The organism is Tenacibaculum sp. UWU-22, from assembly GCF_041021355.1.
In the GTDB taxonomy this organism is placed as follows: Bacteria; Bacteroidota; Bacteroidia; order Flavobacteriales; family Flavobacteriaceae; genus Polaribacter.
The window spans coordinates 122,795-147,688 of sequence record NZ_JBFNGP010000004.1; the positions used below are offsets into that span (position 1 = coordinate 122,795).

Annotated in this window: 22 protein-coding genes; 7 read left to right on the forward strand and 15 right to left on the reverse strand. The window is 31.6% G+C overall.

All coding sequences use genetic code 11. The features are described 5' to 3' along the window. Positions 1-91: 91 nt before the first annotated feature. Positions 92-1,279: a multidrug effflux MFS transporter gene (locus tag AB2B44_RS08235; protein WP_369049097.1), complete on the forward strand. Its 1,188-nt coding sequence runs from the start codon at positions 92-94 to the stop codon at positions 1,277-1,279. After that, positions 1,276-2,391, forward strand: a complete 1,116-nt coding sequence (locus AB2B44_RS08240; protein WP_369049098.1) for a TlpA family protein disulfide reductase — start codon at positions 1,276-1,278, stop codon at positions 2,389-2,391. Before AB2B44_RS08235 ends, AB2B44_RS08240 begins: the two co-directional genes overlap by 4 nt. Before the next feature lie 74 nt (positions 2,392-2,465). Here AB2B44_RS08240 and AB2B44_RS08245 read toward each other — a convergent pair whose 3' ends face one another. Genes AB2B44_RS08245 through AB2B44_RS08260 form a run of 4 tightly spaced genes read right to left on the reverse strand, consistent with a single transcriptional unit; the run spans position 2,466 to position 6,766 of the window. Further along, positions 2,466-3,575, reverse strand: a complete 1,110-nt coding sequence (locus AB2B44_RS08245) for an efflux RND transporter periplasmic adaptor subunit (protein ID WP_369049099.1) — start codon at positions 3,573-3,575, stop codon at positions 2,466-2,468. Positions 3,576-3,597: 22 nt separating this feature from the next. Next, positions 3,598-4,839: an ABC transporter permease gene (locus AB2B44_RS08250; RefSeq protein ID WP_369049100.1), complete on the reverse strand. Its 1,242-nt coding sequence runs from the start codon at positions 4,837-4,839 to the stop codon at positions 3,598-3,600. Positions 4,840-4,841: 2 nt separating this feature from the next. Next, a complete protein-coding gene (locus AB2B44_RS08255; protein ID WP_369049101.1) occupies positions 4,842-6,071 on the reverse strand; it encodes an ABC transporter permease in 1,230 nt (409 codons plus the stop codon). A gap of 2 nt (positions 6,072-6,073) precedes the next feature. After that, entirely contained in the window at positions 6,074-6,766 is a 693-nt protein-coding gene (locus tag AB2B44_RS08260) for an ABC transporter ATP-binding protein (RefSeq protein WP_369049102.1), read from the reverse strand. A 143-nt stretch (positions 6,767-6,909) separates the two neighbouring features. On the opposite strand from AB2B44_RS08260, the gene AB2B44_RS08265 reads away from it, so the two are divergent. Beyond that, entirely contained in the window at positions 6,910-7,326 is a 417-nt protein-coding gene (locus tag AB2B44_RS08265) for a thiol-disulfide oxidoreductase DCC family protein (protein WP_369049103.1), read from the forward strand. Between the two features lie 32 nt (positions 7,327-7,358). Here the strand turns inward: AB2B44_RS08265 and AB2B44_RS08270 are convergent, their stop codons facing one another. Continuing rightward, entirely contained in the window at positions 7,359-8,534 is a 1,176-nt protein-coding gene (locus AB2B44_RS08270) for a class I SAM-dependent RNA methyltransferase (RefSeq protein WP_369049104.1), read from the reverse strand. Between the two features lie 156 nt (positions 8,535-8,690). On the opposite strand from AB2B44_RS08270, the gene AB2B44_RS08275 reads away from it, so the two are divergent. Next, positions 8,691-9,413: a class I SAM-dependent methyltransferase gene (locus AB2B44_RS08275; protein ID WP_369049105.1), complete on the forward strand. Its 723-nt coding sequence runs from the start codon at positions 8,691-8,693 to the stop codon at positions 9,411-9,413. Continuing rightward, the gene (locus AB2B44_RS08280; protein ID WP_369049106.1) at positions 9,410-10,090 is read left to right on the forward strand and encodes a ZIP family metal transporter; all 681 of its coding nucleotides are present in this window, start codon (positions 9,410-9,412) and stop codon (positions 10,088-10,090) included. The genes AB2B44_RS08275 and AB2B44_RS08280 overlap by 4 nt, the downstream gene beginning before the upstream one ends. 30 nt (positions 10,091-10,120) lie before the next feature. On the opposite strand, the gene hisIE is transcribed toward AB2B44_RS08280, so the two are convergent. From hisIE to rocD, 10 genes are all read right to left on the reverse strand, one after another. Continuing rightward, positions 10,121-10,717, reverse strand: coding sequence for a bifunctional phosphoribosyl-AMP cyclohydrolase/phosphoribosyl-ATP diphosphatase HisIE (hisIE, locus tag AB2B44_RS08285; protein WP_369049107.1), 597 nt, complete (start codon positions 10,715-10,717; stop codon positions 10,121-10,123). Further along, positions 10,714-11,469, reverse strand: a complete 756-nt coding sequence (gene hisF, locus AB2B44_RS08290; protein WP_369049108.1) for an imidazole glycerol phosphate synthase subunit HisF — start codon at positions 11,467-11,469, stop codon at positions 10,714-10,716. The genes hisIE and hisF overlap by 4 nt, the downstream gene beginning before the upstream one ends. Next, positions 11,459-12,202, reverse strand: a complete 744-nt coding sequence (gene hisA / locus AB2B44_RS08295) for a 1-(5-phosphoribosyl)-5-[(5-phosphoribosylamino)methylideneamino]imidazole-4-carboxamide isomerase (RefSeq protein WP_369049109.1) — start codon at positions 12,200-12,202, stop codon at positions 11,459-11,461. Before hisA ends, hisF begins: the two co-directional genes overlap by 11 nt. Next, complete coding sequence (hisH, locus tag AB2B44_RS08300; RefSeq protein WP_369049110.1) at positions 12,199-12,780, reverse strand: imidazole glycerol phosphate synthase subunit HisH; 582 nt, start codon at positions 12,778-12,780, stop codon at positions 12,199-12,201. The genes hisA and hisH overlap by 4 nt, the downstream gene beginning before the upstream one ends. Before the next feature lie 33 nt (positions 12,781-12,813). Further along, positions 12,814-13,947: a bifunctional histidinol-phosphatase/imidazoleglycerol-phosphate dehydratase HisB gene (gene hisB / locus AB2B44_RS08305; RefSeq protein ID WP_369049111.1), complete on the reverse strand. Its 1,134-nt coding sequence runs from the start codon at positions 13,945-13,947 to the stop codon at positions 12,814-12,816. After that, positions 13,948-15,003 (reverse strand): histidinol-phosphate transaminase, encoded by a 1,056-nt coding sequence (gene hisC / locus AB2B44_RS08310; RefSeq protein WP_369049112.1) that lies wholly within the window; start codon positions 15,001-15,003, stop codon positions 13,948-13,950. Positions 15,004-15,025: 22 nt separating this feature from the next. Beyond that, positions 15,026-16,303 (reverse strand): histidinol dehydrogenase, encoded by a 1,278-nt coding sequence (hisD, locus tag AB2B44_RS08315; protein WP_369049113.1) that lies wholly within the window; start codon positions 16,301-16,303, stop codon positions 15,026-15,028. Between the two features lies 1 nt (position 16,304). Continuing rightward, a complete protein-coding gene (gene hisG, locus AB2B44_RS08320) occupies positions 16,305-17,162 on the reverse strand; it encodes an ATP phosphoribosyltransferase (protein WP_369049114.1) in 858 nt (285 codons plus the stop codon). A 279-nt stretch (positions 17,163-17,441) separates the two neighbouring features. Then, positions 17,442-18,524 carry an SAM-dependent methyltransferase gene (locus tag AB2B44_RS08325; protein ID WP_369049115.1) on the reverse strand — a complete coding sequence of 361 codons (1,083 nt, stop codon included), beginning with the start codon at positions 18,522-18,524 and terminating at the stop codon, positions 17,442-17,444. 99 nt (positions 18,525-18,623) lie between these two features. Further along, on the reverse strand, positions 18,624-19,868 hold the full coding sequence (gene rocD, locus AB2B44_RS08330; protein ID WP_369049116.1) for an ornithine--oxo-acid transaminase: 1,245 nt from the start codon (positions 19,866-19,868) through the stop codon (positions 18,624-18,626). A gap of 360 nt (positions 19,869-20,228) precedes the next feature. On the opposite strand from rocD, the gene AB2B44_RS08335 reads away from it, so the two are divergent. After that, positions 20,229-23,375 (forward strand): SusC/RagA family TonB-linked outer membrane protein, encoded by a 3,147-nt coding sequence (locus AB2B44_RS08335; RefSeq protein ID WP_369049117.1) that lies wholly within the window; start codon positions 20,229-20,231, stop codon positions 23,373-23,375. Between the two features lie 15 nt (positions 23,376-23,390). Further along, a complete protein-coding gene (locus AB2B44_RS08340; protein WP_369049118.1) occupies positions 23,391-24,833 on the forward strand; it encodes a SusD/RagB family nutrient-binding outer membrane lipoprotein in 1,443 nt (480 codons plus the stop codon). Positions 24,834-24,894: the final 61 nt, after the last annotated feature.

A 24,894-nucleotide genomic window follows, 5' to 3' on the forward strand; every position in this document is an offset into this window, starting at 1 on the left:
ATAATTGTTAAATTGATAAAATAAAAGGTTATTTTTTTTTATTCTAAATAAAAAAAATAGATTATACCAACTAAAATGCTACTTTTGCCGCATGCAAAAACAGCAACAATCGCAATTAGAATTTATAGCATTAATGGCATCGTTAATGTCGTTGGTAGCTTTATCAATAGATGCTTTATTACCTGCTTTAGAACAAATAGGATTAAGTGTAGGCATACAAAACTCTAACGATAATCAATTACTGGTTACGATGATATTTTTAGGTCTTGGTTTTGGGCAATTAATTTCAGGTTCTTTATCGGATAGTCTTGGTCGAAAACCTGTAATATACTACGGTTTTGCTCTTTTTGTTATTGCTAGTTTTATTTGTGTTACAACCCAAAGTTTAGAACTTATGATTGTTGGTCGAATACTTCAAGGTATTGGTCTTTCGGCTCCAAGAACCATAAGTGTTGCTATAATTAGAGATAGTTTTAGCGGTGATTATATGGCAAAAATAATGTCGTTTATTGTAGTGGTATTTATTTTGGTGCCTATTGTTGCTCCAGCAATTGGTAAAATAATTTTAGATGCTTACGGTTGGCGGTTTATTTTTTATAGTCAACTAATTTATGGTGCAGTAATAATTACTTGGTTTTGGAAACGTCAAAAAGAAACGTTAAAAGCTGAAGATAAAAAGAAATTATCCACTAGGCTATTTATAGATGGAACAAAAGAGTTTATAAAGCATAAGCAGGCTGTTATTTTTACCTTAATAGGAGGTTTTATTATGGGAGCGTTTATGGTGTATTTATCGGCTTCACAAAAAATATTTGAAGAGCAGTATCTTTTAAAAGAAGAGTTTCCGTACATCTTTGCTGGTTTAGCCATTTCAGTTGGGTTGGCTACTTTTTTAAACGGAACTTTAGTAATGAAATACGGAATGTTAAAATTGGTACAGGTTTTTACAGTTTTATTTACACTAGTACCTCTGGTATACATTGTTTTTTTTTCAGGCAAAGAAAATCCGTCTATTTATATACTATTAGTTTTTTGTGCTTTGCAATTTTTTTCGATAGGTTTTTTGTTTGGTAATCTACGAGCCCTAGCTATGGAACCTATTGGGCATATTGCGGGTATTGGTTCGGCAATTAATGGCTTTATATCTACCATTATGGCTGTACCAATAGCTATTTTTATAGGTCGCTATATCACAACTACCGCTCTTCCACTTTTTATTGGTTTTTTTATATGTGGATTGGTATCCTTATTTTTGCTTTTTATTTTGAAACGTAAATGAAAAATTATTACATCGTAAAACAAGCATTCTTTTTTAGCTTGTTGTTCGTATTTGTAGCTTGTAACTTAACCGAAACAAACAAGCAAAATACCATTGACACCCATCAAGGGTATACTATAAAAGGCTATACTAATCAATCCTATGATAGTATCTTTTTATTAGATAAAGATTCTTTAGTTATAAACAAGTCAAAAATTACCAATGGTGCGTTTTTATTAAAAGGAACAACTAGCCCTCAAGCGTCATTTGCCTTTGTTACTTTTGATGCTAAAATGCCACTACATTCTTTCATTATTGAAAACGAAGCATATAACGCACTATTTTCTAAGAATAATTGGATGATTTTAGGAGGCGACTTAAATTCAAAGCTGGCTTATTTTGAAGCAAATAAAACTAATTTACTTGCTCAAAAAGCAAAATATTATGCGCAATATAAAGCTGACCATATACTTGCTCCAAAATATTATAAACTTCGAGATAGTATTGATAATATTGCCACCAATAACCTTTTTAAGTTTATAGAAGATAACAACACAAATATATTATCGCTATACGCTGTTAAGCAAACGACTTGGCCTATTGGCAATTTAAATACTTTACAAACAGCATTAAACGACTCACCTAATAATGAGTTAAAACAGTATATTTCGAGTTTAAAAAAGAAAATCAAAAAAATTGAAAAGAAAGAAAAAATTAATAGACGAGAGGTAGCTCCTGATTTTTCTGGAACTAATTTAAACGGAAGAATTACCTCTTTAGATGATGTAAAAAAGAATAAAAAAGCGGTATTAATTGATTTTTGGGCGAGTTGGTGTGGCCCTTGTAGAAGACTTACGCCTACTGTGCGAAGTCTTTATAATCAATACAAAGACAAAGGGTTTGATATTTTAACCGTTTCAGAAGATCGTTCTATTGACGCATGGCAAAATGGTGTTCGTGAAGACAAAATGGATAGCTGGAATCATATTTACGACGAAAATGGCTATGTAGCAGCCTCATATGGTGTTCGAGGAATACCTCACATGGTTTTACTTGATGATAAAGGGCGTATTATAAAAAATAAAATATCGATTACCGAACTAAAAGCGCAATTAAAAGATATTTTTAAGTAATTTTTATTACTTAAAAATATCTTTTTCGGTGATATTAAATTAACTAATCCTGTTTTAAATTATTTCTTCTACGTCTACCTGATTCTTTCATCTTTAAGTGCTTTATTCCAAATTTTTATTTCATCGTCTGCGGTAACACCAGAAACAACTTCAATGTTTACCCCATCTGAAGTACCTAATTTTAATTCTCTTTTTTCAAATTTATCATCCCCTGTTTTAACTTCTACGTAGGGTTTTTCAGTTTTTTTATCAAATCGTAAAAGGGCTTCTTTTATAGCTAAAACACTATCCTTTTTTTCTAAAATAATATCAGCATTGGCACTATATCCTGCTCTAACAAAATAGTTTTTATCTAAACGAACATCGGCTTTAATTTTAAATTGTACAGCGCCTCCCTCTTCGGTTCCTTTTGGAGCAATAAAATTTAATACGGCAGGAAATTTTTTGTTTTCAATTGCGCCAAGAGATACTTCTATGGTAGCTCCTTTAACTAATTTACCTACTTCTGATTCATCTACTTTTCCTTCAAAAATCATTTTGTTCATATCGGCAATTGTTGCAATGGTTGTACCTGAATTAAAACTATTACTTTGAATAACTTGGTAGCCTTTTTTGATTGGAATTTCTACAATCATACCTGATGATGTAGCACGTATATTGGTGTTAGCTACATTACCTAAACCTGATGTTGTTCCCTTTTTTACAATGTCTCTGTTAGAACGCGCGTTACTTAAACGTTGTTCGGCATTATTGTAAGACAATTCAATATTTTCAAAATCTTGACGAGAAATAACACCTTGCTCGTATAATTTTTGGTTGCGTTCAAATTGTTTTTTGGCATTAGCATACGATATCTGGGCGTTTTTAATTTCGTTATCGGCTGAATTTAATGCTTCTACACTTGGTACTACTCGTATTGTTGCTATTAGGTCACCTGCTTTTACAATTTGCCCTTCTTCGGCTACCACTTTATCTACAATTCCTGAAATTTGTGGTTTAAGCTCTACTTCTTCTAACGGAACAACTTTACCCGTGGCTACTGTTTTTTTTATAATCGTTGTTTTAAATGGTTTTTCAGTATCGAATGACACGGTACTTTTTTTATTTTTCTTTCCAAACCAGATTAACACGGCAATAAATAATATTGCAACAATTCCTAAAATTATTTTGGCTCTTTTACTCATTTTGATTGTTTAATTCGTTTGATTATTCTTCTCGTAATGCTTCTATAGGTTTTATTTTTGTTGCCATATAGGCAGGTATCATTCCTATTAAGGTTCCTAGGGTAATTAATATTAAAAACGCTATTAAAATAATAGGTATATTTACTGTAGGATTAAGTAGTTTGGCATCGGGGCCTTGTCCAAAAAAAGTATCAATTAGATACAAAACAACACCGCCGAAAATAATTCCTAACATACCAGCAATTGTAGTTAAAAATACCGATTCTAATACTACTTGTTGCTTAATTTCAATTGGGGTAGCTCCTAATGCTCTACGAATCCCTATTTCTTTTGTTCGTTCTTTTACTGTAATTAACAAAATATTACCAATAGCAAAAACGCCCGCTATTAAAGTAGCAACACCTACAAACCAAGTTAAAAATTGCATACCTGTTAAAAAGCCTGTAAACTTATCAATGCGTTCAGCCATATTAAAACTACCGAAGGCTCTAATATCTTCTGGGTCAACTTTATGTAAGTTTTTAAGGGTTAATTTAACGTCTGCTTCTAGTTGCTTTATATCTACTTCATTTTTGCCAGTTACCATCATCCAATCAATACTGTTTCCTCGATTATACACCTGTTGAAAGGTGGTAAAAGGTATATAAGCCGCATCGCCATCAAAATTTATATTTCCAGGTTTATAAACCCCTATTATTTTGTAATTTATATTATTAATAATAACATATTGCCCAATAGGATACTCATTTTTTTCGAAAAGCTGTTTATAAACATTTTCAGAAATTACGGCAACTTTACTTAGATTTTTAATGTCATTTTCATTTAAAAATCGACCGTATAGAAGTTCTTTTTTTTGAACTAAATTTAATACCGGATAATCGCCACAGATATTAAAACTACCCGATTTTAATCCTTTAATAATAGTACTATTTGTTTGACATCTTGGTGCCAAGTATTTTATGTTTTTATATTCGTTTTTTAGTATAGTAATATCGTTAATTGTTAGCTGAACTTTTCTTCCTTTTTGAAAGCCTTTAAAGGGTTTTTCGGTTTGCTGTGCCCACATAAAAAAACTATTAGTGGCAAAATCGCCAAAAATATTTTTAAAGCTATTTTCCATTCCTCTCGCCGAACCTAACAATACAACTAAAATAAAGATACCCCACAACACACCTATAATGGTAATTATTGTTCGTGTTTTATTTTTACGAACACCCCCATAAATTTCTTGCCAAGTATCAGAATCAAATAAAAATTTAAACATAATTAATCTGCTCTAAGTGCTTCTATAGGTTTAATTTGTGATGCTTTTTTTGCTGGAAAATAACCTGCCAATAACCCCGATAAAATTAATACTACAGTGGCAGACAATAACAAACCAGTGCCTACACTGGGGTCTTTAATAAAATATTTTTCTAACCGACTACCGATTTGACTAAGAATAAATATACCAACAAATAATCCTGTTACACCTGCAATAGAGGTTATAAGTAACGATTCGTACATAACCATGCCAACAATTACACTTGGTTTGGCTCCTAGGGCTTTTCTAATTCCAAATTCTTTAGTTCGTTCTTTTATAGAAAATATCATAATATTACTAATACCAATTATTCCCGCTATTAAAGTCCCAGATCCTACTAATAGTACAATAAAATAGAGTACCAAAACAAAAGTATTAATGCCTTTATTGGCTTCTGCCATGTTTTGAATAAATAAAGCCCCTTGATCATCAGGGTGAATATCTAATCGTTTTTTTAAATCGCGCTCTAAACGATTACCAAAAGCAATAGCTTGTTCTAAGGTTAAGTTAGGGTTATAGCCAATAACAATTTGATCTATATAATCATTATTACCATATATTTTTTGTGTGGTTGTAATGGGTATATAGGCTTTTCGTTCTTCTCTATCACCCCCATCATCAGAAAAAATACCAATAATTTTATACGAAAGCCCACCTACGTTTATAAATTTACCCAAGGCAGGTTTTTCACCAAATAAATCTTTTTTAATTAAACGCCCAATAACAATAGACTTCGCTCGTTTTTTTAAATCTAAATCGTTTATATATCTACCTTCATCTATAATTGTTTTTTCTAAAAATTGGTGGTCAGGGTGTACACCAACTACACTATAATTGTCTTGCTTTTTTTTATACGATAAATTTAAAGTTTTATATATTCTGGCGGTTAAATATTCGATGTCGTTTTTATAGGTTTGAGCAATGTAGTTAAAATCTTTGTTTTTTAATTGAATTTCTCTACCCGATTGCAATCCTTTATAAGGTTTTGTGGTTTTATAAACACGAACAAACATAGCGTTGGTTGCATCGTCAACAAAAAAGGAATTAAATTGATTTTGTAAACCCGTAACAATACCAAAAAGTAACGTAAATAACAAAATAGCAAAAGCAACCGTAAAACCAGATAACAGAGAGCGTAATTTGTTTTTACTAATACTTTGAAATATTTCTCGCCAACGATCGATATCAAACATACTTATACGGGCTGAGTGTTTTTTGTTAATTCATCACTTGTTATAATACCATCTTTTAGCCGAACAATTCTTTTTGTTTGAGCGGCTACTTCTTCTTCATGGGTAATTACAAAAACGGTCATACCTTCGTCGTTAATTTCTTTTAACAGGCTCATTACAGAGTCGGTAGTTGTAGAGTCTAACGCCCCAGTAGGTTCGTCTGCTAATACTACTTTTGGTTGCGTTACTAAGGCTCGGGCAATAGCTACCCGTTGTTTTTGCCCTCCAGAAAGTTCGTTAGGCAGGTGATTGGCCCAAGGTTTTAGCCCTACTTTATCAAGATACTCCATAGCAATTTCTAACCGTTTTTTTCTGTTTAAGCCTTTGTAATAAAGTGGTAATGCCACATTTTCTAAAGCGGTTTTATACGAAATTAAATTAAACGATTGAAATACGAAGCCTAAAAATTTATTACGTAAAACAGCCGCTTTTTTTTCGTTTAAATTTTCTATTAGTTGTCCATTTAAATAATATTCGCCTTCATCATAACTATCTAGCAAACCAACAATATTAAGTAAGGTAGACTTACCAGATCCCGAAGACCCCATAATAGAAACAAACTCTCCTTCTTTAATATGCAGATTTAAACCTTTTAAAACATGTAGTGATTCTTTTCCTATAGGGTATGATTTGTGTAAGTTTTTTATCAGAATCATTTAGCTAGTTAATTTTTTACTAAGGTAATCAATGTTAAAAATGTAATTATTAATTTTTTGTTAAAAGCTTTTAACAATAAGATTACTAAGATAAGACGGTGGTATTTATTTTTTGTTACATAAATTTGGTAAAAATATTTTCAATGTTTTCTTTACCAAAAAATAAAAAAATTATTTTGTTTGATGGAGGATGTGCTTTGTGTAATAAAAGTGTTTTAAAAATAATTAAAAACGACCGAAAAGAGCATTTTATTTTTACCGCTATACAATCGAATGCTGGGAAAAAAATAGTTGCTTATTTAGGAGTAAATGATTCTAAAATAGACACCATTATTTTATATGAACCTGGCGTTGCTTATTATGTTAAGTCTACAGCAGTTTTAAAAATTATGGCTGATTTTGGCGGTATATGGCAACTGACTCAAATATGCTTTATTTTTCCTAAAGGCATTAGAGATTTACTATATACCATTATTGCTAAAAACCGCTATAAATGGTTTGGTAAAAACGAAAGTTGTATGTTGTTGTCAACTAAAATTAAAAATAGGTTTTTTAGTTAAAACTAAGATAACACAAATAAAACCTATAAATTTTAGTAAATAATATCGGTGTTATTTTTTTTCGATTTTTTACTGCCTTCATACAATTCATATTTTACAAAGCGACAGTCTAAATCACCGTTTTTTAAAGGTATTCTTTTAGAAGTGCGTAACCCTACATACTTTAACGCGTCCATGTCTGAAGTGATTATCCAAGCAGTAGAATTGGGGTAATTATGTTTTAAAGTATCCCCTATTTTTGTATAAAACTCTTTAACATCAATAGATAATCGTTCACCATATGGTGGATTAAATAAAATAGTGGTATCACCAAAAACTTCTTTTTTTGAATTGAAAAAGTTTACATGATGTATACCGATAAACTCATCTAAATTAGCATTAATTACATTTTGTTGTGCTTTACGAACAGCAGACGGAGCTTTATCGAACCCCATAATTTTAAAATGCGAATTTTTAATTTTTTTTAATAACGAATCTTGAATAGTAAAGTATAAATCTTCATCGTAATCTTTCCAATTTTCAAAGCCAAAATGCTTGCGGTTAATATTAGCAGGAATACGATTGGCAATCATGGCAGCTTCAATTAAAATAGTACCCGAACCACACATAGGGTCAATAAAATTTTGATCACCAGTATATCCAGAAAGCAATACCAATCCAGCAGCTAAAACCTCATTTATGGGTGCTATATTAGTGGCGCTTCTATACCCTCTTTTATGAAGTGAATTTCCTGAAGAATCTAACGAAATAGTTAGCCAATCTTTTTGTATGTGAATATGTATTTTAACGTCAGGATATTGAAGGTCTACATTAGGACGCTTATCGTATTTATATCTAAAATAATCGGCAATAGCATCTTTTGATTTTAGGGTAATATAATGCGAATTAGAGGTGAAGTTTTTCGAATTAACTACCGCACTAACGGCAAAGGTTTCTTCTGTATTGAAATATTTTTCCCATTTTATTTTTTGAATCGACTCGTACAAATCTTCTTCATCATATATTTTGCAGGTTTTAATTGGTTTTAAAATTCGTATCGCTGTACGCAAAGCAATATTAGCCTTGTACATAAACCCTTTGTCGCCTCTAAAAGAAACGCTACGAACACTTTCTTTTACACCCTTAGCTCCCAATTGTTTTAATTCGTCAGCCAATACACTTTCTAAACCAAAAATTGTAGTAGCAACCATTTTAAAATCCTTGTCCATACAGAATAAATTAGAGCGCAAAAATACAGTTAAAAATGCCTACATTTTAAAATTTATTTATTTCATTTTTAGAAAACTAATAAATAGTTACTTTTGTTTGCTTATTATTTATAGCTTAATTACGCAAATTAAGGTAATCGATTTCTACAAAAGTATATGAAAACAAATTGGTTTACATCGTGGTTTAACACCCCTTACTATCATATTTTATATAAAGATAGAAATGATGCAGATGCTCAATTGTTTATGCAAAATTTAACCCGTTTTTTAAATTTAGATAAACAAGCTCATATTTTAGATATGCCTTGTGGTAAAGGGCGGCATTCCATTTTTTTAAACTCATTAGGGTTTAAAGTAACGGGAGGTGATTTAAGTGAAAATAGTATTGCTTATGCTAAGCAATTTGAAAATAATCGATTGCATTTTGAGGTGTACGATATGCGCAAACCCTTTGTAAATAGCTATGATGTTATTTTTAATTTATTTACTAGTTTTGGCTATTTTGATGATGATAATGATGATATTTTGGTGTTACAAAATTTTAAAAATAGTCTAGCTAAAAACGGAACAATTGTTTTAGATTTTTTAAATGTTGAAAAACTTAAAAAGTCGCTTGTTACTAAAGAAACCAAAACAATTGATAATATTGATTTTTATATTGAACGAGAAATAACAAACGGATTTATTGTAAAACATATTTCTTTTTTTGCCGACAATCAACAACATTTTTATACAGAGCGCGTAAAATATTTAACATTGGAAAAGTTTGAAAGTTATTTTAAAAAAGTTGGGTTACAACTACAACATGTTTTTGGTGATTACACATTATCTAATTTTGATTCTGCTTCTTCAAATCGTTTGATTTTAGTATTAAAATGAGTTTCTTTTTGTTAATATTATCGGTTTTATTAGGGGCTTCCATTGTTTTTTTTCTGAAGCCTAAAGATGCTACGGTTCGTTTATTTTTAGCTTTTAGTGGGGCTTATTTGCTAGCCATAACTATTTTACATTTGTTACCCGAGACCTACCAAAATACAAGTAGTTATACTAAAACAGGAATCTTAATTTTGGTCGGGGTTTTAGTACAATCAATATTAGAATCGTTTTCTGGAGGTGCTGAACACGGGCATATACATACACATACGTCACAAAACAATTTTCCATGGCTTTTATATATAAGCCTCTGTTTACATGCGTTTACTGAAGGGTTGCCGATACACCATGACACAAATAATTTATTATGGGCAATTGTAGTACACAAAGTTCCAATAGCTATTGTATTAACCACATTTTTAATACAGGCAAACTATAGTAAAAAAAATATTTTTAGTGCATTAATTGTATTTTCATTAATGAGCCCAATAGGAATTTTAGTTTCAAATAAACTGCCCTTTTTTATTAAATATAAAACCGAAATTACTGCATTAATTATAGGTGCTTTTTTACATATTTCGACAATAATACTTTTTGAAAGCTCTAAAAATCACGCATTCAATCACAAAAAATTTATTGCGATTTTATTAGGTATGCTACTTTCTATTTTAACGGTATTATAATTTTTAAAAAGTATGTTCGCTAAATAAAAATTAGCGTTCTCTACTTTGTAATACTTTTACTACATCATTAAGCGTATAGCCTTTTGCTTGTAGTAGAACTAAATAATGAAAAAGTAAATCAGCACTTTCATTTAAAAATAAATTATCATCACTATCTTTAGCTTCAATAACTACCTCTACAGCTTCTTCACCTACTTTTTGAGCAATTTTGTTGATGCCTTTTTTAAATAAAAAAGACACATACGACGCTTCTAAAAAATTATTTTTTCTATCTAAAATGGTTTCTTCTAGTTTCGATAAAAAACCATAGGTTTGCTTATTTTCTTCGTTCCAACAAGTATCAGAACCTTTGTGACAAGTAGGGCCTTGAGGATTTGCATAAATTAACAAGGTATCATTATCACAATCAACTTTTATAGAAACAAGATTTAAAAAGTTACCACTCTCCTCTCCTTTGGTCCATAGACGTTGTTTACTTCGGCTATAAAAAGTTACTTTTTTTGTTTGTTGTGTTTTTTCTAACGCCTCCTTATTCATATAGCCTAACATTAACACATTTTTAGTTACTGCATCTTGAATAATGGCTGGAACCAAACCATCGCTATTTTTTATAAAATTTATATTCATAATCTAACAGGAATATCTTGTTTTTGTAATGTTTGTTTTAAATCATTAATTGTTATTTCACCAAAGTGAAAAACACTTGCTGCTAAAGCAGCATCGGCTTTTCCTTGTATAAAAGTATCTGTAAAGTGTTGTTTGGTACCCGCTCCTCCAGATGCAATAATGGGTATATTTACTAATTCTGACAGTTTTGCTAAAGCTTTATTAGCAAAACCATTTTTAGTACCATCGTTATTCATAGAGGTAAATAAAATTTCACCTGCTCCCAATTTTTCAACTTCTACAGCCCAATCGTATAGTTTTATTTCGGTAGGTATTTTACCTCCCGACAAATGCACAAACCATTCGTTGTCAATTTTTTTAGCATCAATTGCTACAACGACACATTGACTACCAAATTGTTGTGAAACTTGGTATATTAAATCAGGATTTTTAACGGCTGATGAATTTATAGAAACTTTATCAGCTCCTGATTTTAATAATATTTCTACATCATTAATCGAAGTAATTCCACCTCCTACCGTAAACGGAATATTAACTTGTTCGGCAACCTTTAATACTAAATCTATTAGGGTTTTTCTACGTTCTTCAGTAGCAGAAATATCTAAAAAAACCAACTCATCGGCACCGTTTTTAGCGTAGGCCTTTGCTAATTCTACAGGATCACCAGCATCGCGTAAATTTACAAAATTTACCCCTTTTACCGTGCGTCCGTTTTTAATATCTAAACAAGGTATTATTCTTTTAGTTAGCATATTCGTTTTTGTTGTTTAGTATATAATTTGCTAGCTGTTTTAAACTTATTTTATTTTCATAAATGGCTTTGCCAATAATAACTCCTTCGCAACCTATTTTTGCTAGTTTTGGTAATTCTTCAAAGGTTGAAATACCGCCAGAGGCTATTAATTGTAAATCTTTAGTATTTTCTATGATGTCTTTGTACAAATCAAATGAAGGCCCTTGTAACATACCATCTTTTGCAATATCAGTTGAAATTACGTAGTTAATTCCTTTTTTTTGATAGCTCTGAATAAAGGGGATAATGGTTTGGTTACTTTCTTCTAACCAACCAGAAATAGCTATTTTACCGTTATTAGCATCGGCACCTAAAATAATTTTATTACTGCCATAAGTCTCAATCCATTGTGTAAATAATTCAGGGTTTTTAACAGCAATACTACCTCCTGTAATTTGATTTGCACCTGAATTAAAAGCTATTTTTACATCGTTGTCAGATTTTAATCCTCCCCCAAAATCAATCTTTAAATTTGTTTTGTTTGCTAATAATTCTAATACTTTATAGTTAATAATTTGGCTAGCTTTAGCGCCATCTAAATCAACCAAATGCAAATATGATATTCCGTTATCTTCAAAAGCTTTAGCTACTTCTAACGGATTTTGATTGTATATTTTTTTAGTATTGTAATCGCCTTTTGATAAACGCACACATTTACCGTCAATAATATCTATAGCTGGAATAATTCTCATAATTCGATAAAGTTTTTTAAAATTTTTTCACCTTCTACTCCACTTTTTTCTGGATGAAATTGTACACCAAAAAAATTATCTTTTTGAAGAGCCGAAGCATAATTTAATTCGTAATTGGTAGTGGCTATTTCTTCAGCACATTGTTCAGCATAATAGCTATGCACTAAATATACATACTCATTTTCTTGAATACCTTTAAACAAATTTGACTGCAAGTTAGTAATGGTATTCCACCCCATTTGAGGTACCTTTACGTTGTTTGAAAATCGTTTAACATGGGTATTAAAAATTCCGAGCCCTTTTGTTGAATTTTCTTCGGTTGCCACACACATCAATTGCATACCCAAACAAATACCCAAAACAGGTTGTTTTAAGGTAGGTATAAGTTTATCTAAGCCACTATTTATCAAGTTTTTCATAGCAAAACTAGCTTCACCAACACCTGGAAATATAACTTTATCGGCACTTACAATGTCTTCTATTTTATTTGATAGTGTAGCCGTAAAACCTAGTCTGTTAATAGCAAACTGAATGCTTTTTATGTTTCCTGCCCCGTAATCAATAATTACAATTTTCATAATTTATGTATAACCTTTAATACTAAAATACGTTTAAAGAACTCCTTTTGTCGAAGGTAAAATCATTTTTTCAACATCTCTTTTTACGGCTGCTTTTATAGCTTTAGCAAAAGCCTTAAAAATGGCTTCAATTTTATGGTGCTCGTTAATACCTTCAGCTTTAATATTTAAGTTACATTTTGCACCATCGGTGAATGATTTAAAAAAGTGATAAAACATTTCAGTAGGCATTTTACCAATGGTTTCACGTTTAAATTCAGCTTCCCAAACAAGCCAATTTCGCCCACCAAAATCAATAGCTACTTGAGCTAAGCAATCATCCATAGGTAACAAAAAGCCGTAGCGTTCGATACCTAATTTATTACCAAGAGCTTTTGTAAATACTTCGCCTAAGGCAATAGCCGTATCTTCAATAGTATGGTGTTCATCAACCTCTAAATCGCCTTTTACATCAATGGTTAAATCTATTTGACCATGACGCGCTATTTGATCGAGCATATGGTCAAAAAAAGCAATACCTGTATCAATACTACTTTTACCTGTTCCGTCTAAATTTATAGAAATATTAATGTTTGTTTCATGAGTATTTCTAATTATAGATGCGGTTCTGTCTTGTAATTTTAAAAACTGATAAATAGCATTCCAATCGTTAGTTTCTAAAGCAATGTATGGCGCTAATTCTTCTTTTTGTACCGTAATTTCGTTTGCACCTAAATAAGTTTGATCATTTATATAAATGCCTTTTGCGCCTAAATTTTTAGCCAATTCAACATCGGTTAACCGATCGCCAATGACATATGAATTTGCCAGGTCGTATTGGTCAGAAAAATAATGCGTTAATAAACCCGTATTTGGTTTTCGAGTAGGTTGATTATCTTTAGCAAAGGTTTTGTCTATAATTTCTTCAGTAAAGGTAATTCCTTCTTGAGCCAGTGTTTTAATTACAAAATTGTGTACGGGCCAAAAGGTTTCTTCTGGATATATATCGGTACCCAAGCCATCTTGATTTGTAACCATAACCAATTCAAAATCAAGCTCTTTGGCTATTTTACTTAACCCTTGAAAAACTTTAGGGTAAAATTCTAATTTTTCAAAGCTATCTATTTGCTCGTCAGCTGGTTCTTTAATTAATGTACCGTCTCTATCTATAAATAATACTTTTTTCATCTATTGTATGGCTTTTAATGACCGTATTAATTTTAAATTTTCTTCTAAAATTCCTACACTTATTCTTAAGCAATTTTCGCATTTAGGCTGATTGGTTCGGTTTCTAACCACAACCCCTAATTCGATGAGTTGATTGTAGCGTTTAGTGGCATCATCAACTTTAATAAGTAAAAAATTTCCATCAGAAGGATATACTTTTTCAATATAATTTACACAGCATTCTAACTCTTTTTTTAATCGTTTGCGTTCACTAACTAACTGTGCAATTTCGTTGTTTACTTCGTCTAATTTTTTTAATCTATTAATGGCTTTTTGTTGCGAGAGCTCATTTACATTATAAGGGGGTTTTATTTTGTTTAAAAGATTAATTATTTCTTTAGAGGCATAACAACTACCCATTCTAATACCAGCTACACCATAAGCTTTAGATAGTGTTTGTGCAATAATTAAGTTAGGAAACTCTGACAAGTGTTTTAACCAACTTTCTTGTTCAGAAAAATCAATATATGCTTCATCGATTACAACTAAACCTTTAAATTTTTTAAGCAGCTCTTTAATGCTTTTTTGCGAAAAACTATTACCCGTAGGGTTATTAGGCGAACACAAAAACAATAGTTTTGTATGTTGGTCTGCCGTTTTTAAAATTGCTTTTACATCGGGTTGAAAATCGTCAGTTAATAGCACTTTTCTGTTTTCAACGGCATTAATATTAGCTAACACCCCATACATTCCGTAAGTGGGAGGCAAAGTGATAATATTATCTTTATTAGGCTCGCAAAATACTCTAAAAATTAAATCTAAAACTTCATCACTACCATTACCTAATAAGATGTTTTTTTTAGGAATATTTTTAATTTCTGACAACATATCTTTTACGGTATTTTGATACGGATCAGGATAACGATTAACCCCATTTTCAAAAGGGTTTTCGTTAGCGTCTAAAAAAATCATTTCATCGGTAGTAGCATCTTTATATTCGTCTCTTGCCGAAGAATATGGCTCTAATTGTTTAATATTTTCTCTAATTAAACTTGTAATGTCAAAATTTGTTTTCATAGTAAAAATGACTTTTTAAAGTTTATAGGTCTTTTAAACGAAGTGATACTGCATTTTTATGTGCTTGTAAACCTTCGGCATCAGCCATTAACTCAATAGTCTTTCCAATATTTTTAATTCCTTCTTTTGATATTTTTTGAAACGTAATACTTTTTGTAAAACTAGCTAAATTAACCCCTGAGTACGCTTTTGCAAACCCATTTGTAGGTAAGGTGTGATTTGTTCCAGAAGCATAATCACCAGCACTTTCGGGGGTGTAGCTACCAATAAATACAGAGCCCGCATTAATAATGGCATCTATGTAAAAATCGTTATTTTCAGTGGTAATAATTAAGTGTTCGGGGGCATAATCGTTTACAAAATCAATTGTTTTTTGTTTGTCGTCAATCAAAATTAGTTTGGCATTTTTCAACGATTTTTTTACAATTTCTTTTCGAGACAATACGCTACTTTGTTTTTCTATTTCTTCACAAACTTTACTTATTACAGCTGCTGAGTCTGAAACTAAAATTACTTGGCTATCTACCCCATGTTCTGCTTGACTTAATAAATCTGAAGCCACGTAAGCTGGATTTGCAGAATCATCAGCTATTACTAATAACTCACTAGGCCCAGCAGGCATATCAATAGCAATTCCATATTTAGTAGCCAATTGCTTTGCTACGGTTACAAATTGGTTTCCAGGACCAAAAATTTTAGAAATTTTAGGTATACTTTCTGTACCAAAAGTTAAACCCGCAATGGCTTGAATACCACCAACTTTATATATTTTAGTTACACCGCAAAGGTTAGCGGTGTATAAAATAGCAGGGTTAATTTTACCCTCTTTATTAGGTGGTGAACACAAAACTATTTCTTTACAACCTGCAATTTTTGCAGGAACAGCCAACATTAAAACCGTAGAAAACAATGGTGCAGTACCTCCTGGAATGTATAATCCTACTTTTTCTATTGGGCGTTTTTCTTGCCAACACAAAACCCCTTGACTAGTTTCTAACTCAACCTTAGCTGTTTTTTGGGCAGCATGAAAAACTTCTATATTTTTTTTTGCTTGTTGTATTGCTTCCTTTAAATTATCAGCAACCAAATTATCGGCTTCACTAATTTCTGTTTGATTAACTTCAAGGCTTTCGAGTGCTACACCATCAAAAAAAGAAGTGTATTTTTTTAAGGTTACATCTCCTTTTTCAGCTACTTCATTAAAAATTTGAATAACCGTATTTTCAATATCTTCAACTGATTTTGTAGGGCGTTGTAATAGCGATTGCCAGTTTTTAGATGTTAGTTCTATTGTTTTCATTTTACATTACCATTTTTTCTATGGGGCACACTAGTATTCCTTCGGCACCATTCTTTTTTAATTCATTTATTACTTCCCAAAATTGATTTTTGTGTAATACCGAATGTACAGAGCTCCAACCTTTTTCGGCTAATGGTAATACTGTTGGGCTACGCATCCCAGGTAAAATACTAATAATTTTTTCTAGTTTATCGTTTGGGGCATTTAATAGCACATATCTTGAATTTCTACCCTTTAAAACCGATTGAATTCTAAATTGTAATTCATCAAGAATAGCTTGTAAAGTACCAGATATTTTAGGCGATACAGCTAAAACGGCTTCTGATTTTAATAACACTTCAACTTCTTTTAAATTGTTTTTAAATAAAGTTGAACCGCTAGAAACAATATCACAAATACCATCTGCTAAACCGATATTGGGTGCAATTTCAACAGAGCCATTAATAATATGGATTTGCGAATTAATATTTTTACTTTTTAAAAAATTAGTAACGGTATTCGGATATGAAGTCGCTATTTTTTTATTTTGAAAGTAGTCTAACCCCGTATATTTGTCGGTATTGGGTATAGCTAGTGAAACGCTACATTTAGAAAATCCTAATTTTTCTATAATAGCAATTCCTTCACCCTTTTCAATTAAAACATTTTCGCCTATAATAGCAATGTCAACCACGCCATCTTTTAAATATTGAGGAATATCACCATTGCGTAAATAAAAAATTTCTAACGGAAAATTGCTAGCCGATGCTTTTAATTGGTCTTTACCATTATCAATCGAAATACCACAATCTTTTAAAATTTGTAAAGAATCTTGATTAAGTCGCCCTGATTTTTGAATGGCTATTTTTAGTTTACTCATTTTGTTTGTGTTTTGTTTAAGTAAATCTTTAGAGCCTTTTTCATAAAATAAAAAACCCATTCGATTTACTCAAACGGGTTTTTACTATATTTTTAAATTAGTCAATACAATTCCACCACGCTTAAGCGAACATATAGAAATGGTGATGATGTAATTGTATAAAATTCATTTTCTTATTTTGATGATGCAAATATCATAATTTAATTTTTAATTACCCAAATAAAAAATATTTTTTTATTGATCACTTAATCGATTTATGAAATTTTTAATATTGAAGTGTTATTTTAGTAATGTTTCTAAATAATGTTCTTCAATAAGATAGGTATTTTTTAATTCGGTAATTTTTGAATCTATTGTTGTTTCATCTACTTTTTTAGAAGATTTGTTGGCGACTAACATTATATTTTTACGGGTGTGTTCATTACTAATAAACTCAAAAATTTTAGTATTATAATGGTATTTCTCTAAAATTAACGCTCGTATAGCATCGGTAACCATTTCAAATTGGCGTTCTTTAAAAATTCCATATTTTAATAACGGACTTTTTTGTGTTTTCCCTTTTACTTGTTTACGTATTTGTTTATGGCAACAAGGGGCACAAATAATTAGTGTGGCTTTTGCCGACAACCCTTTAAAAATAGCATCGTCTGTAGCGGTATCGCATGCATGTAATGCAATTAAAATATCTATTTTTTTATCATCAAAACTTTGAATAGGCTGGGCTACAAAATGTAATTTTTTGAATTCACATTTTGTGACAATAGCATTACAGTAATTTACCAGATTTTCTCGTAATTCAATTCCGGTAACTACTACTTCATATTTTTTTTGGTTTACCAAATAATCATATAGTGCAAAGGTTAAATAACCTTTGCCTGAACCCATATCAACAATATTTATTTCTTTGGGTAGGTTGGCTGATTGTAGCTGACTTTCTATAATTTCTAAATACCGACTTATTTGGCGGTATTTATCTGCCATCTTAGGTATAATATTTCCTTCTTTATCGGTAATTCCTAAGTGTTGTAGGTATGCACTTTTTTGAGCTTTTTTTTGTTTGGGTTTGTCGTGTAGCTCAGGTAGTTTATTTTTAAAACTTGGTGCAGTGGTTTTGTAGGTTACTTTTTTCTTTTTAGATACAAACACTAATAAATCATCAGCTAATGTAAATAAAGTAGCTGTTTTAAATTGATTTGTTAGTAATTCTTCTAATTCAGCAATCGCTTTATCAAGCGAATAATTCTTTACAAAATCATTTGTTTTATTTCGATATAAAAACTGGTATTGTTTTTCGTTTTTTAAATCAATTTGCCGAACGTATACATTTTGTAAAGCCTCCCTTTTTTTTAAGGGTTTACTCAATGTTAATTTTACAAAATTATGTTGCTGAATACTTTTTTGAAAAGCGTTAAAAAGTTGTTGTAGCTCACTATTCAAAATTGTAGAATAATTTAAATTGTCTTATTGTTTATACTCAGTAATTGTTTTTTTAATAATAGAAATACAATCCATTAATTGCGCTTTAGTCATTATTAAAGGAGGTGCAAAACGAATAATATTGCCATGAGTTGGTTTTGCTAATAAACCATTGTCGCGCAAACTTAAACAAATATTCCAAGCGGTATCGCTATCTTCGGTATCGTTAATAACAATAGCGTTTAACAAACCTTTACCGCGTACAAGTTTTACTAAATCATTGTTTTTGGCAAATTCAGTTAATTCATTTCTAAACAATTCACCTAAATATGCTGCGTTTTCAGCTAATTTTTCATCTTTAACCACTTCTAAAGCTGCAATAGCTACTGCAGCAGCAATAGGGTTACCACCAAATGTAGAACCGTGATTTCCAGGTTTAATTACATTCATAATAGTGTTATCTGCTAATACTGCCGAAACAGGATATGCTCCACCGCTTAGCGCTTTACCAAGAATTAAAATATCAGGACGCACATTTTCATGGTTTACAGCCAACAATTTACCCGTTCTCGCAATTCCAGTTTGCACTTCATCGGCTATAAATAACACATTATATTGTTCACATAAAGCTTTTGCTGCCGACAAATAACCTTCAGAAGGCACATATACCCCTGCCTCTCCCTGAATAGGCTCTACTAAAAAACCAGCTATATTTCTATTGCTTTCTAATGTTTTTTCTAATGCCTGTATATTATCGTATTCAATTTTTATAAATCCGTCAGTATAAGGACCAAAATTTTTACGAGCAACAGGGTCGTTTGAAAAAGAAATAATTGTAGTTGTTCTTCCGTGAAAATTATTTTTGCACACAACAATTTGCGCCTCATTTTCGTCAATGTTTTTAACCTCGTATGCCCATTTTCGACAAATTTTTAATGCCGTTTCTACTGCTTCTGCTCCTGTATTCATGGGTAACAATTTGTCAAATCCAAAATATTGAGCTGCATACGCTTCATATTTACCTAATACATCATTATAAAAAGCTCGAGAAGTAAGAGTTAAGGTTTTTGCTTGCTCTATTAAAGCCGCTATAATTTTTGGATGACAATGCCCTTGATTTACTGCTGAATAAGCCGATAAAAAATCGTAATATCTTTTGCCTTCAACGTCCCACACATATACTCCTTCCCCTCTGTTTAAAACTACAGGAAGCGGATGGTAGTTATGGGCTCCGTACGTGTTTTCTAAATCAATTGCTTGCTGTGAGGTTATTGGGTTTAAAACAGCCATTTTATTTAATACTTATTGTTAGATTGTGTAAATAACTATTCCTTATCTACCTTTATCCTTTCGAAGAACTCGAAAATTCAGCGTGGGAAAGAAATCATCCCTAAACCGACAAACATAATAAATTAAATTGACAAACAAAAGTAAAAAACACTACTACATCTACCCATCCAAAGAATTCAAAAACTTCTCAGTATAAACAAATTGAGTTTAACTGACAAACGTAATAAATTAATTTGATTATTTAAAGTAAAAAATACTACTACATATAAATTGTTAATTTTTCTTAAAATTTATGTAATATATTTTGTTTATTATGCCTTTTTTTTAGACTATTGCCTCTTAATTAAAACTTTATACTCAATGAAAAAAAATGGCAATTTTTTAAGACTTTTACTACTACAACTATTTTTAGTTTTAGTTGTGCAAGTTTCTTTTGCACAGCAAAAAGCAATTTCTGGTATTATATCAGATAAAGAAGGTCCCCTTCCAGGGGTAAGTGTCGTTATTAAAGGCACTTCAACTGGTGTTGCAACAGATTTTGACGGAAAGTATTCTATAAAAGCTAAACCAGGCGATGTTTTGCAATTTAGTTATGTAGGATATACTACAAAAGAAAAAAAAGTGGGTAACTCAAACACAATTAACGTAACAATGTCTGAAGATGACACCGTTCTTAATGAAATTGTTGTAACCGCTTTAGGTATTAAAAGAGAAAAACAAAGTATTGGTTTTGCTCAACAAACCGTAAATGCTGAAAACTTGGTTAGAAGTAGAGAAACCGATATTAGTAATGCACTTGCAGGTAAAGTTGCAGGGGTACAGTTTCAAGGAGCTCCAAGTTCTGGTTTTGGCGACTCTTCTATTCGTTTAAGAGGTGATGACAATGTTCTTTACATCGTAGATAATGTAAAAGTAACATCTACTTCTGATATTAATACAGATAACATTCAAGATATTTCTGTTCTTAAAGGAGCCGCTGCAACAGCACTTTATGGACCAGAAGGTATTAATGGTGTTGTAATTATTACTTCTAAAGGAGCTAAAAAAGGAGAAGCGGTAATAACTTTAAACCATAGTACTTCTATTGAAAAACTTGGTTTATTACCAGAGTATCAAAACGAATATGGTGGGGGTGGTAGTCAAGAATTTGATATTTTTAAATACGATTCTTCTAAAGACCCTGCTTCTTGGGCGGCTTTTGATGGTCAAAAAATGATACATTATGCTACTGATGAGTCTTGGGGGCCAAAAATGGATGGTCAAATGGTACGTCATTGGGACTCTTGGATTCCTGGTGGACCAGAATTTGGAAAATTAAGAGCTTTTGTGCCTCACCCAGAAAATATTCGTAGTTTTTATGATGTAGGAACAAAAAACAACACCTCAGTATCTTTTACTAAAGGAGGAGATGATTATTCTGTAAGAGCTACCATTGGAAATATTGATAGAACCTTAATTTCTCCAAACTCTCACAGAAAAACGATTAATATGAGTATTAATACTAGTATTAATCTTAACGATAAATTAAGAGCGTATACAATTGTTAACTATCAAAATAGAAAAACAAAAAATGCTCCAGATACAGGTTCTAAAAACCTTTCAGGAAACTTTAACCAATGGTTTCAACGTCAATTAGATTTTGATCGTTTAAGAAACTATAAATTTAACGGTAAAAAATACTCTTGGAATCTTGCTAGTGCTAGAGACCTTTCTGCTAAATATTGGGATTCTCCATTTTTTGAGCCATACGAAAACTTAAAGTTTGGAACAAAAGATGCTATGTACGGAAAAGTTGGTTTAGAATATACTTTAAACGATGCTATCAGCGCCTCTTTAGAGGTTAGAAAAAACTTTAGTGCTAAAGAAACAAATGACAGACAAGGTTTTGGAGGAGAGAAAAAAGCTGAATATTCAGAAAAGAACAGCTATAAAACAACTAATGAATTGTTTGGTATTGTAAATTACGATAAAAATCTTAGTGAAGATTTAGATTTAAAAGCAAATGCTGGTTTTGAATTAAGTTCATACCATTCTCAATCACTTAAAGCGTCTACCGAAGGAGGGCTATCTACAGAAAATTTCTTTAGCTTAAACACCTCTATTGACAGACCATCGGTTAGTAATGATGAAACCAATAGTAAAACAAAATCGGTATTTGCAAAAGCATCATTAGGCTATAAGAAAATGTTATATTTAGATGGTACAGCTCGCTTAGACTGGTCTTCCACAGCAGACCCCACAGCTAATAGAGTAGGAACCTATGGTGGATCTGCTTCATTTATTTTTAGCCGATTACTTTCTAATAACGATATTTTATCTTTTGGTAAATTGAGAGTTTCACTAGCGCAAGCTCCAAAATTTCCAAGCACCTATGCTTTATTAGAAACTTACGACATTGGTACTCCATATGGGGCTTATGGTACCCTATCTGTTAATTCAACATATGCTAACCCACATTTAAAAGGTGGTGTTCGAGAAGAATTTGAAGTGGGGACCGAACTAAAATTATACGGTAACAGACTTGGTTTAGATGTAACTTATTTTAACAAAAAAGATAAAGAGTTACCATCTAAAATTTCATTAGCTCCAGCAACTGGGTATGATGAAACCTATAGTAACGAGGGTAGACAAACCTATAAAGGTATAGAAGTAGGCCTTAGTGCTACACCTATTAAAACAAATAAATTTTCTTGGGATACTTATTTAAACTATGCAACCTTAAACAGAACGGTAGACTTTATTGCCGATGGTGTTGCTAGAAATATAATTTCTAGCAACAAGGGCATACACAGAGAAGAAAGACCTGGTGAAGAATGGGGTGCTCTTTATGGTGCGGCATATAAAAGAAATGCTGATGGTAAATTGGTGTTATCAAGTAAGGGGCTTCCTAAGTATGAATCCGATCAATATTTAGGAAGTTCATTACCCGATTTTACAGGTGGTTTTATCAATAACTTTAAGTATAAAAACTTTAGTTTAGGCTTTGATATTGATTTTCAATTTGGAGGAAAAATATTCTCAAGATCTAATCGCTATAACAATTCTTCAGGTATCGGAATTGAAACCGTAGGAAACAATAATTTAGGTAATCCTGTAAGAAACGCTATTAGCGGAGGTAGTTCATCAAAATATGTAAACGCATCGGATGCAAATTCTGATACAGGAGGTGTTTACGTAGAAGGAGTAGACGATAGTGGAAATGATGTAGCCTATTATGTAGATGCTAAAACCTATTGGAAAGGTGTAGCAAAAATTACTGAACAATGGTTATATGGTGCTGATTATGTAAAACTAAGAACTATTCGTTTTGATTATACTTTTGATAAAGATATTATTAAACACACCCCTTTTTCTGATATTAACATCGGGTTAATTGCTAACAATGTTTGGTTAATTCATTCTGAAATCCCAGGGTTCGACCCATCTGAATTAGAATCTACTTGGGCAGAATCTGGGCAAACACCTAATGTAAGAACATTTGGAATCAACCTCAAATTAACATTCTAATAAATTCGGCATAAAATGAAAAAATATAAAAACAAATTAATTTTATTACTAGCTGTTGCCTTATCATTTTCAGCTTGTAATACCGTAGATTTTGGCGATACAAACGTAGACCCAAGTGAACCAGGTACTGGTAATGCTTCAACCGCATTAATACTAACAGATGTTCAAAGATCAGTAAGTAATATACTTGCTGACCCAAATCCCGTTTTGTATGTGCAATACCTTTCAAAGTCAGATTATCCAGAAGCAACTCAATATTCAGTTTTTAACTTTTCACCTAAATTTGATTATATTACAAATCTTGATAGAATTATTAAGTTGAATCAAGATGCAGCTACCAAAGTAGCTGCACAAGCAAATGGTTCTAATGCCAATCAAATTGCTGTTGCAAAATTATTAAAAGGTTATTTTTACTTTATTATGACAGATAGATGGGGAATGTTACCTTTTTCTGAAGCAAATAAAGGTTTAGAAATTCCTTTTCCTAAATATGATACACAACAAGAAATTTACAATGGTGTTTTTGAGCTTATTGATCAAGCACTTGGTTCAATGACCGCTACTGATGGCCCTACTGGAGATATTCTTTTTGGTGGTGATATGGCTACTTGGGCTAAATTTGGAAATACGCTTAAAATGATTATGGGATTAAGATTAGCAAAAGCAGATCCAGCTACGGGTAAAGAAAAGTTTTTAGAAGCCTATACCAAAGGGATTTCTTCTGTTTCTGAAAACTTAAAATATACCTATTTGTTAGACGACAGTAATGATAACCCTTGGCAAGATCGTTTTGAAACTAGAGCTGATTATTTAATGAGTAACACATTTGTTAATAAGTTAATCGGTTCAGGCACAAGTACCCTTCCACAAGACCCTAGACTTCCTAAAATGGCACAATTGTCTTCTAGCGGCTCAGAATATGCTGGAGCGATTTATGGAAAAGCCAATCCTCACATAGAAAACTATTCTTTTATAACCAGTGATATTATTGATAAAGGAGATGCTCCTTTAATGATTTTTACCTATGCCGAAGTATGCTTTGCAAGAGCAGAAGCTGGTAATGGAGGGTTAAAATGGACAACCGAAGACACCGCTACATGGTACAATAATGGTATACAAGCCTCTATGGATCAATGGGGAGTAGATGCTACGGATGCTGCTGCGTACATTGCCTTAAAACCTTATGCTGATATTTCAGATATTGCTTATGAAAGATGGGTGTCACAATTTTTACAAGGCTACAATAGCTGGGCAGAATGGAGAAGAGCTAAAGCAATGAATACTGAGAGTAAAATTGCATTAGCACCACCATCATTTATGTATGATGATACAACAGATATTCCTCAAAGACAGGCATACTCTACTGACGCACGACCTTTAAACCAGGCAAATTATGATGCCGCTATTGCTGAGCAAGGCAAAGATAATTTAAATACTATTCTTTGGATTAACAAATAATTGTAGTATTTTTTTTGTGTTAAAATACTAAGCCTGCTTAAATTAAGCAGGCTTTTTTATT

Coding starts and splice junctions, on each gene's coding strand:
- AB2B44_RS08235 (WP_369049097.1), top strand. CDS start 92: ATGCAAAAACAGCAACAATCGCAATTAGAATTTATAGCATTAATGGCA.
- AB2B44_RS08240 (WP_369049098.1), top strand. CDS start 1,276: ATGAAAAATTATTACATCGTAAAACAAGCATTCTTTTTTAGCTTGTTG.
- AB2B44_RS08245 (WP_369049099.1), bottom strand. CDS start 3,575: ATGAGTAAAAGAGCCAAAATAATTTTAGGAATTGTTGCAATATTATTT.
- AB2B44_RS08250 (WP_369049100.1), bottom strand. CDS start 4,839: ATGTTTAAATTTTTATTTGATTCTGATACTTGGCAAGAAATTTATGGG.
- AB2B44_RS08255 (WP_369049101.1), bottom strand. CDS start 6,071: ATGTTTGATATCGATCGTTGGCGAGAAATATTTCAAAGTATTAGTAAA.
- AB2B44_RS08260 (WP_369049102.1), bottom strand. CDS start 6,766: ATGATTCTGATAAAAAACTTACACAAATCATACCCTATAGGAAAAGAA.
- AB2B44_RS08265 (WP_369049103.1), top strand. CDS start 6,910: ATGTTTTCTTTACCAAAAAATAAAAAAATTATTTTGTTTGATGGAGGA.
- AB2B44_RS08270 (WP_369049104.1), bottom strand. CDS start 8,534: ATGGACAAGGATTTTAAAATGGTTGCTACTACAATTTTTGGTTTAGAA.
- AB2B44_RS08275 (WP_369049105.1), top strand. CDS start 8,691: ATGAAAACAAATTGGTTTACATCGTGGTTTAACACCCCTTACTATCAT.
- AB2B44_RS08280 (WP_369049106.1), top strand. CDS start 9,410: ATGAGTTTCTTTTTGTTAATATTATCGGTTTTATTAGGGGCTTCCATT.
- hisIE (WP_369049107.1), bottom strand. CDS start 10,717: ATGAATATAAATTTTATAAAAAATAGCGATGGTTTGGTTCCAGCCATT.
- hisF (WP_369049108.1), bottom strand. CDS start 11,469: ATGCTAACTAAAAGAATAATACCTTGTTTAGATATTAAAAACGGACGC.
- hisA (WP_369049109.1), bottom strand. CDS start 12,202: ATGAGAATTATTCCAGCTATAGATATTATTGACGGTAAATGTGTGCGT.
- hisH (WP_369049110.1), bottom strand. CDS start 12,780: ATGAAAATTGTAATTATTGATTACGGGGCAGGAAACATAAAAAGCATT.
- hisB (WP_369049111.1), bottom strand. CDS start 13,947: ATGAAAAAAGTATTATTTATAGATAGAGACGGTACATTAATTAAAGAA.
- hisC (WP_369049112.1), bottom strand. CDS start 15,003: ATGAAAACAAATTTTGACATTACAAGTTTAATTAGAGAAAATATTAAA.
- hisD (WP_369049113.1), bottom strand. CDS start 16,303: ATGAAAACAATAGAACTAACATCTAAAAACTGGCAATCGCTATTACAA.
- hisG (WP_369049114.1), bottom strand. CDS start 17,162: ATGAGTAAACTAAAAATAGCCATTCAAAAATCAGGGCGACTTAATCAA.
- rocD (WP_369049116.1), bottom strand. CDS start 19,868: ATGGCTGTTTTAAACCCAATAACCTCACAGCAAGCAATTGATTTAGAA.
- AB2B44_RS08335 (WP_369049117.1), top strand. CDS start 20,229: ATGAAAAAAAATGGCAATTTTTTAAGACTTTTACTACTACAACTATTT.
- AB2B44_RS08340 (WP_369049118.1), top strand. CDS start 23,391: ATGAAAAAATATAAAAACAAATTAATTTTATTACTAGCTGTTGCCTTA.